At 67.5% G+C, this 8,546-nt stretch carries 7 protein-coding genes; all 7 read right to left on the bottom strand.

The features are described 5' to 3' along the window. A partial coding sequence (locus VSO01S_RS24880) for a methyl-accepting chemotaxis protein (RefSeq protein WP_084242105.1) occupies window positions 1–1,665 on the bottom strand: 1,665 nt, incomplete at its 3' end. Between the two features lie 26 nt (window positions 1,666–1,691). Beyond that, a complete protein-coding gene (locus VSO01S_RS24875) occupies window positions 1,692–2,210 on the bottom strand; it encodes a chemotaxis protein CheW (protein WP_068645461.1) in 519 nt (172 codons plus the stop codon). Between the two features lie 29 nt (window positions 2,211–2,239). After that, window positions 2,240–3,910, bottom strand: coding sequence for a methyl-accepting chemotaxis protein (locus tag VSO01S_RS24870; RefSeq protein ID WP_068645457.1), 1,671 nt, complete (start codon window positions 3,908–3,910; stop codon window positions 2,240–2,242). 113 nt (window positions 3,911–4,023) lie between these two features. After that, a complete protein-coding gene (locus VSO01S_RS24865; protein WP_068645456.1) occupies window positions 4,024–5,589 on the bottom strand; it encodes a methyl-accepting chemotaxis protein in 1,566 nt (521 codons plus the stop codon). 64 nt (window positions 5,590–5,653) lie between these two features. Next, on the bottom strand, window positions 5,654–6,655 hold the full coding sequence (flgJ, locus tag VSO01S_RS24860) for a flagellar assembly peptidoglycan hydrolase FlgJ (RefSeq protein ID WP_084242104.1): 1,002 nt from the start codon (window positions 6,653–6,655) through the stop codon (window positions 5,654–5,656). Window positions 6,656–6,670: 15 nt separating this feature from the next. Next, a complete protein-coding gene (locus VSO01S_RS24855; RefSeq protein WP_068645459.1) occupies window positions 6,671–7,756 on the bottom strand; it encodes a flagellar basal body P-ring protein FlgI in 1,086 nt (361 codons plus the stop codon). A 91-nt stretch (window positions 7,757–7,847) separates the two neighbouring features. Continuing rightward, window positions 7,848–8,504: a flagellar basal body L-ring protein FlgH gene (locus tag VSO01S_RS24850; RefSeq protein WP_068645458.1), complete on the bottom strand. Its 657-nt coding sequence runs from the start codon at window positions 8,502–8,504 to the stop codon at window positions 7,848–7,850. Between the last annotated feature and the right edge of the window lie 42 nt (window positions 8,505–8,546).

Raw genomic sequence — 8,546 nt, 5'->3', positions numbered from 1 at the left:
CTGCACCTCGGCCTGCGCCTTGGCGCTGCGGGCCTTGCCGGCCGCGCGCTTGGCCGGGGTGCGCGCCGGGGCCGCAGCCAGCCTGGGCTCGGCACGCACAGCGACAGCGGCGGGCTGCATGCCGCCAAGGCGGAACACGCTCACCGCCTGCACCAGGCCGCCGGCCTGCTCCTGCAGCGAGGCGGCAGCCGCAGCCGCCTCTTCCACCAGCGCCGCGTTCTGCTGCGTCACCTGGTCCATCTGCGTGATCGCCTGGTTGATCTGCTCGATGCCCGCCGTCTGCTCCTGGCTCGCGGCCGTGATCTCGCCCATGATGTCGGTCACGCGCTTCACGCTGCCCACGATCTCCTGCATGGTCTGGCCGGCTTCGCCGACGAGTTCGCTGCCCGCCTGCACCTTGCCCACCGAGTCGTCGATCAGGCCCTTGATTTCCTTGGCGGCTGCGGCCGAGCGCTGCGCCAGGTTGCGCACTTCAGCCGCCACCACCGCAAAGCCGCGGCCCTGCTCGCCGGCACGGGCGGCTTCCACCGCCGCGTTCAGCGCCAGGATGTTGGTCTGGAAGGCGATGCCGTCGATGACACCGATGATGTCCACGATCTTTTTGGACGACTCGTTGATCGAGGCCATGGTGTCCACCACCTGCCCCACCACCGTACCGCCCTTCACGGCAACTTCAGATGCCGATACGGCCAGCTGATTGGCTTGCCGTGCGTTGTCCGCGTTCTGCTTGACGGTGCTGGTCAGCTGTTCCATCGAGGCGGCCGTTTCTTCCAGCGAGCTGGCCTGCTCTTCGGTGCGCGAAGACAGGTCCTGGTTGCCGCTGGCAATCTGGCTCGAAGCGGTCGCAATGGTGTCCGTGCCATGGCGCACTTCGCCCACGATGCGCACCAGACTCGCATTCATTTCGCGCAGGGCTTCGAGCAACTGCCCGGTCTCGTCGCGCGAATCCACCACGATGCGGCTGCCCAGGTCGCCACCGGCCACGGCCTGCGCCACGCGCACGGCTTCGGACAGCGGCCTGGAGACGATGCGGGCAATGCCCAAGGCCAGCACCACGCCGGCCACCACGCAGGCCACGAGAATGCCGATGACCAGGTTGCGGCCGCTCTTGTAGACGCTGTCGGCCGTTGCGGATGCGGCATCGCTGCCCGCCACGTTCAGGCCCACCAGCTTGTCGATCAGGCCCATCATCTCGCGGAACAGCCGCTGCGAATCGCCGCGCATCAGCGCGTCGGCGCCTTCGCGCTGCGCCTTCACGGCCGCGGCGATCTTCTTGTGCTCCTGCTCGTACTGGTCCATGCTCTTGGCATAGTCAAGGTACAGCGCCTTTTCTTCGGGCGAGCTGATCAGCGGCTCGTACTCCGCGCGGTTCCTGGTCCAGCGCGCCCAGCCCTCGGCCATGCCTTTTTCGTAGTAGGCCAGGTCGTCCGGGTTGATGGCGGTGGTGTATTGCACCTCCTGCTGGCGAAAACGCGCCATCGAGGACTTCATCTCCAGCAGCGAGCGGGTCGAGGGCATCCAGTTGGTGGCCATGTCCGTCGACAGGTCGTTGACCTTGGACAGCTGCACGATGGAGAACACGCCGACGAAGATGGTCAGCACGATCACCGCGGCAAAGGCCACCATCAGCTTGGTGGCGATCTTGAGGTTGTAGAAGGCTTTCATTTCGGAAGTCTTTTCTTCGGTTCCGCTCAGGCGGCGGCCTTCTCGATGAGGCCCATCTCTTCGCTGGACATCAGGCGGTCGATGTCCATCAGGATGAGCATCCGCTCGCCCACCGTGCCCAGGCCGATGAGGTAGTCGGTGTCGAGCAGCGAGCCCATCTGGGGCGCGTCCTTGATCTGCTCGGGCGCCAGGGTGATCACGTCGGACACGCTGTCCACCACCATGCCCACCACGCGGCCACCGATGTTCAGCACGATCACCACGGTGAACTGGTCGTAGCTCGGGTCGCTCAGATTGAGCTTCACCCGCATGTCGATGATCGGCACGATGATTCCGCGCAGGTTGACCACGCCCTTGATGAAGGCGGGTGCGTTGGCGATGCGGGTCACGGCGTCGTAGCCGCGCAGTTCCTGCACCTTCTGGATGTCGATGCCGTATTCCTCCTCGCCCAGCGTGAAGGAAAGGAACTCCAGCGGCTTCGCAGCCTGCGAAGCGGCGCCGTGCTGGCCTGGCGCCGTTGTCTCTTGGTGGGATGTGGTCTTCATCAGCATTTCTGTCGGTCCTGTTTGTGGGTCTAGAACGATGTCCATTCCCGCGTCGTGTCTGCGCCGGCCGTGGCCGGGCGCGCTGCGGGGTTGCTCTTCTTGCTCTTGTTCGTGTGGGCGGGCCGGGCTCTGGCGGCCGGCTCGGCGGCGCGGAACAGGCTCACGGATTGCGCGAGGCCGCCGGCCTGCTCCTGCAGGGAGGCGGCCGCTGCGGCCGCTTCTTCCACCAGCGCCGCGTTCTGCTGCGTCACCTGGTCCATCTGCGTGATCGCCTGGTTGATCTGCTCGATGCCCGCCGTCTGCTCCTGGCTGGCCGCCGTGATCTCGCCCATGATGTCGGTCACCCGCTTCACCGAGCCCACGATCTCCTGCATGGTCTGGCCGGCTTCGCCAACGAGTTCGCTGCCGGCTTGCACCTTGCCCACCGAGTCGTCGATCAGGCCCTTGATTTCCTTGGCCGCTGCGGCCGAGCGCTGCGCCAGGTTGCGCACTTCCGCTGCCACGACTGCAAAGCCCCGGCCCTGCTCGCCGGCACGGGCGGCTTCCACCGCCGCATTCAGCGCCAGGATGTTGGTCTGGAACGCGATGCCATCGATCACGCCGATGATGTCCACGATCTTCCTGGACGACTCGTTGATGGACGCCATGGTGTCCACCACCTGCCCCACCACCGTGCCGCCCTTCACGGCAACTTCAGATGCCGATACGGCCAGTTGATTGGCCTGGCGTGCGTTGTCCGCGTTCTGCTTGACGGTGCTGGTCAGCTGCTCCATCGAGGCAGCCGTCTCTTCCAGCGAACTCGCTTGCGCCTCGGTGCGCGACGAAAGGTTCTGGTTGCCGGTGGCGATCTGCGTCGAGGTGGCCGACACGCCCGCCACATTGCTGCCCACGTCCGAGACGATGGCCATCAGGTTGGCGCTCATCTGGTTGAGTGCGAGCAGCAGGCCCTTGGTCTCATCCTCGGGCCGCAGCTGGAACTTGACCAGCTCGCCGCTGGCGATGGCGCGCGCCACGTCGACCGCGCGGTCCAGCGGCTGGAAGATGGTGCGGTCCAGGAACAGGCCCAGCGCAGCCCACACCAGCGCGGAGCCGACGCCGATGGCCGCCAGCACGGGCGAGCCGGCCGGCTGCTGGAACCACGCCATGCCGGCGCCCGCCAGGCTCAGCAGCGCCGACACGGCCGACACGGCCCACACGCGGCGTCGAACCGGAATGCGGCGAAGGCAGGCCAGGGGGTCGGTCCAGCCGCGGTTGACCACCTCGCCGCGCCAGATCATCAGGCGGCCGGCGCGGCCCTCCTTGAACCGGCGATAGATGCCGTCCGCCTGTTCCACGGCCTGGCGGCTGGGCTTGCTGCGCACCGACAGATAGCCTTCGACCACGCCCTGGCGGCGGATCGGCGTGACATTGGCCAGCACCCAGTAGAAGTCGCCGTTCTTGCGCCGGTTCTTCACCAGGCCCGTCCACGGAAAGCCACGGCCCAGCGACTCCCACAGGTCGGCAAAGGCCTCGGGCGGCATGTCGGGGTGGCGCACGATGTTGTGCGCCTTGCCGATGAGTTCGTCGGGGGTGAAGCCGCTCACCTCCACGAAGGACGGGTTGGCGTAGGTGATACGCCCCTTGAGGTCGGTGAGCGAGACCAGCGCCGCATCGGGCGCAAGCTCGTACTCGACGGCGGTGACGGGAAGATTGACGCGCATGGGATGTCAGCTGCTGCAATAAAGAGAGGTGCTGGTCTTGTTATCGGCAGCTGCGCGCGTTTCTGAAGGCCGCATGGCTTGACTGGGTGCGCCGCTGCGGCCATTTCGGAACCTCATGCGGCGTGCGCCGGCGCGTCGTCCTTGTCCAGCTTGAACATGCCCACGACCTTCGAAAGGCCACCGGCCTGCTCCTGCAGCGAGGCGGCAGCCGCAGCCGCCTCTTCCACCAGCGCCGCGTTCTGCTGCGTCACCTGGTCCATCTGCGTGATCGCCTGGTTGATCTGCTCGATGCCCGCCGTCTGTTCCTGGCTGGCCGCCGTGATCTCGCCCATGATGTCGGTCACCCGCTTCACCGAGCCCACGATCTCCTGCATGGTCTGGCCGGCTTCGCCAACGAGTTCGCTGCCGGCTTGCACCTTGCCCACGGAGTCGTCGATCAGGCCCTTGATTTCCTTGGCCGCTGCCGCCGAGCGCTGCGCCAGGTTGCGCACTTCGGCGGCCACGACTGCAAAGCCCCGGCCCTGTTCGCCGGCACGGGCGGCTTCCACCGCCGCATTCAGCGCCAGGATGTTGGTCTGGAACGCGATGCCATCGATCACGCCGATGATGTCCACGATCTTCCTGGACGACTCGTTGATCGAGGCCATCGTGTCCACCACCTGGCCGACCACTGTGCCGCCCTTGACCGCCACTTCCGAGGCCGACACCGCCAGCTGGTTGGCCTGGCGCGCGTTGTCCGCGTTCTGCTTGACGGTGCTGGTCAGCTGTTCCATCGAGGCGGCCGTTTCTTCCAGCGAGCTGGCCTGCTCTTCGGTGCGCGAGGACAGGTCCTGGTTGCCGCTGGCGATTTCCCCCGAGGCGGTCAGGATCGAATCGGCCGACGCCTTGATGCGCCCCACCACATTGGTCAGCGTGTCCTCCATCTCGCCCATGCCGCGCAGCAGGCGCCCGAAGTCGCCGCCCCGGTCGGAATCGAAATCCTGGCTCAGGTCGCCGGACGCCACGGTTTCGGCAATCAGCAGCGCCTCGTTGATCGGCTCCACCACGCTGCGCGTGAGCAGCCAGGCCAGCACCGCGCCGATGGCCACCGCCAGCCCCGCCAGCACCATCACCACGGTGCGGCCCGAGCGGTACGTGTCGTCGATGGCCGTGGCCGCCCGGTCGATCTGCGCCTTCTGGTAGTCGAGCATGGCCTGGATGCTGCCGTCATAGTTCTCCAGCGTGGTCAGCAGCTTGGCGGCCATGAGCTTGTTCGCCTCGTCCGCCCGGCCCTCGCCCTTGAGCTTGAGGATGGTGCTGCGCAGCTCCACATACTCGCCGCGCTTCTTCCTGATGTCCTCGGCCAGCGCCAGTTCCTGCGGCGCGCTCAGCATCGCCTCGATGCGCTTTTGCGTCTCGGTGATCTGCGCGCTGGTCTTGCTCATGTTCTTCTGCAAAAACTCCTGCACCTCGGGGTCGTTGCTCTTGAGCAGCGAGAAGGTCCGCACGCTGTTGACGTTGGTGGCCTGCAGCCAGGCAGCGGCCAGCCGCTCCTTGGCCAGGGCCTGCTTCACCAGTTCGTGGGTCGCGTCGCCCACCTCCTGCAGGCGCAGCACGCCCACGCAGGCCACGGCCACCACCAGGGCCAGCATGAGTGCGAATCCGGCGCCCAGGCGCGTTCCGATCTTCCAATCCTTCATCGTGTTCTCCTCGTATCTCCAGACTTGGTTCTTGCTGCGGCAAGCCGCTTCTTCTCAACGGACATCAGCCGAACTTCTGCATGATCCGCACGAGCTTGTTGCCGTACTGCGGATCGGTGGCATAGCCCGCGCGCTGCAGGCCGTGCGCCGCCTGCGCCGGGTCGTCGGTGGCCAGCACGTCGGCATAGCGCGGGTTGCGGGTGATGAAGCGCGCGTAGTCGGTAAAGGCCTCGTCGTAGGAGCCGTAGGCGCGGAACTTGGCGCGCACCTTCTGCGGCTCGCCGTCGACGTATTCGGTGGTGGTGACTTCCACCGTGGGGCCCTTCCAGCTGCGGTCGGCCTTGATGCCGAACAGGTTGAAGCTCTGCGCGCCGTCTTCGCCGCGGATCTCGCGCTTGCCCCAGCCCGACTCGAGCGCAGCCTGCGCCAGGATGAGCGGCGCCGGCACGCCGCTGGCGGCGCTGGCCGCCTGCGCCGAAGGCCCCATGCGCGCCACGAACCGGTCGACATGGTCCTGCAGCGAGGCGACCGCCCCGGCCGACGGCCCGCCGTTGGCCTGGTAGATGCTCAGGTCGGCCGGCGCCGCCTGGCGCGGCACCGGCATGACCGGCACACCCGAGCCCTGCACCGACGCGCGCGCCTGCGGCACCTGGATCGGCATGGCCGATGGCGGCTGGTCCGGCAGGTCGGCCGAGCCCGTCGCGGCCAGGGTGCGCTGCAGCTGCGCCAGCATCGCGTCGGCCAGGCCCAGGCCGCGGCCCGACAGGCTCTGCGAGAGCTGCTGGTCGAACATCGAGAGGTAGACCTTCTCGTTCTGGCTTTCCAGCAGGCCGCTGTTCATGGTGGCGGAGGCCTCGCGCATGCTCTTGAGCACCATGTTCATGAACATGGCCTCGAACTGCCGCGAGACCTGCTTCATGCCCTCCTCGGGCGTGTGGCGGGCCGTGCGCCGAAGCGCATCGACGCCCTGCACGTCCAGGGCGAAGCGCCCGTCCAGCGCACCGCCGCTGCCGCTGCGCGCGGCCGCATCGGCGCCGTTCCAGGCGTTGACGGCGGAAACTGCCATGCTGTCGCCCTGCCCTTAGATGATCTCGAGCTCGGCGCGCAGCGCGCCGGCCGACTTCATGGCCTGCAGGATCGACACCAGGTCCTGCGGGTTGGCGCCCAGCGCATTCAGGCCCTTGACCACGTCGGCCAGCGAGGCGCCGCCCTTGATCACCTGCAGCGCGCCGCTGCCCTGGTTGAGCGAGATCTGCGAAGTGGGCACCGCCACCGTGTTGCCGCCCGAGAACGGCGCCGGCTGGCTGATCACCGGCTGCGTGTCGATCACCACCGACAGGCTGCCGTGCGCCACCGCGCAGTCGCTCACCCGCACGGCCTGGTTCATCACCACCGAGCCGGTGCGCGCATTGATCACCACGCGCGCCGGCGCCTGTGTGGGCGTGACTTCCAGGCTCTCCAGGCGGGCCAGGAAGGACACGCGCTCGGCGGGCGACTCAGGGGCGCGCACGCGGATCACGCGCGCATCCATGGCGTCGGCGCTGCCGGCGCCGAAGCTGCGGTTGATGGCTTCGGCCGCGCGCTGGGCGGTGCCGAAGTCGGAGCGGTTGAGCTCCAGCGTGAAGGCGCCGTCGCTGCCCACCGGCGCTTCCACCGCGCGCTCGACCAGCGCGCCGTTGGGAATGCGGCCGGAGCTGAGCTGGTTGACCTGCACCTTGCTGCCGTTGGCTGACGCGCCCGCGCCGCCCACCACCATGTTGCCCTGCGCAATGGCATACACCTGCCCGTCCGCACCCTTGAGCGGCGTCATCAGCAGCGTGCCGCCGCGCAGGCTCTTGGCATTGCCCATGGACGAGACCGTCACGTCGATGCTCTGCCCCGGCCGCACGAAAGGCGGCAGCGTGGCGGTCACCATGACGGCCGCCACGTTCTTGAGCTGCATGTTCTTGCCTTCGGGAATGGTCACGCCCAGCTGCGCCAGCATGTTGGCCAGGCTCTGCGTGGTGAAGGGCGTCTGCATGGTCTGGTCGCCCGTGCCGTCCAGGCCCACCATGAGGCCGTAGCCGATGATCGGGTTGTCGCGCACGCCCTGCACGCTGGCCAGCTCCTTGAGCCGCTCTGCGCGCGCGGGCGCGCTCAGCACGAACAGGTAGGCCGCCACCAGCATCAGCTGGATCGTCCAGAGCGACCAACTCTTGAACGGACGACGGGAATTTCCGAAGCGGCGCGAGGTGCGCAAGGAGTAGCGGTGGTTCATATCAATATGGCATCACGTTCAAGAAGATCCGCTGCAGCCAACCCATCGTTTGCGCTTCATCGATGAAGCCCTTGCCGCTGTACTCGATGCGCGCATCCGCCACCTGGGTGGACAGGACGGTGTTGCTGCCGGTCACCTGGCGCGGGTTGACCACGCCGGAGAAACGGATGAATTCGGTGCCCTGGTTGATCAGCATCTGCTTTTCGCCGCTGACCAGCAGGTTGCCGTTGGGCATCACGTCGACCACGGTGACGGTGATGTTCCCGGTGAAGGTGTTGCCGGCGCTGGCGCCGCCCTTGCCGGCAAAGGCGGTCTTGCCCGACAGGTCTGCGCTCTGGTTGTTGAGCAGGCCGCCGATGACCTTGGGCACCACGGTGAACTCCGCGCCCGTGCTGCCGTCGCGGCTGGCGTTGGCGCCCGAGGTCTTGGTGGCGTTCATGCGCTCGGCGATGACGATGGTGAGGATGTCGCCCACGTTGCGCGGGCGGTTGTCCTCGAACAGGCCGTTGCTGCGCCCACCCCCCAGGAAGATGGAGCCGCTGCGGGACTGGCCGCGTGCGGCCATCTGCGCGTCGGCGCGGGCCGTCATCGGCTGCTGCGTGATCGGCTCGCGCGGAATCTGCGGGAGGATGCCGATGCACACGCAGTCGCGGGGCATGACGCCTTGCGCGACCACCGGAAAGTCATAGCGGCCGGTCTC

The organism is Variovorax soli NBRC 106424, assembly GCF_001591385.1.
Taxonomy (GTDB): Bacteria; Pseudomonadota; Gammaproteobacteria; order Burkholderiales; family Burkholderiaceae_C; genus Variovorax; species Variovorax soli.
Note: the sequence above shows the minus strand (reverse complement) of the source record. Positions and strands in the feature narration are given on the sequence as shown.

Excerpts from the sequence above, each read along its gene's own strand:
- VSO01S_RS24875 (WP_068645461.1), bottom strand. The coding sequence starts at position 2,210 with ATGAAGACCACATCCCACCAAGAGACAACGGCGCCAGGCCAGCACGGC.
- VSO01S_RS24870 (WP_068645457.1), bottom strand. The coding sequence starts at position 3,910 with ATGCGCGTCAATCTTCCCGTCACCGCCGTCGAGTACGAGCTTGCGCCC.
- VSO01S_RS24865 (WP_068645456.1), bottom strand. The coding sequence starts at position 5,589 with ATGAAGGATTGGAAGATCGGAACGCGCCTGGGCGCCGGATTCGCACTC.
- flgJ (WP_084242104.1), bottom strand. The coding sequence starts at position 6,655 with ATGGCAGTTTCCGCCGTCAACGCCTGGAACGGCGCCGATGCGGCCGCG.
- VSO01S_RS24855 (WP_068645459.1), bottom strand. The coding sequence starts at position 7,756 with ATGCTGGTGGCGGCCTACCTGTTCGTGCTGAGCGCGCCCGCGCGCGCA.
- VSO01S_RS24850 (WP_068645458.1), bottom strand. The coding sequence starts at position 8,504 with ATGCCCCGCGACTGCGTGTGCATCGGCATCCTCCCGCAGATTCCGCGC.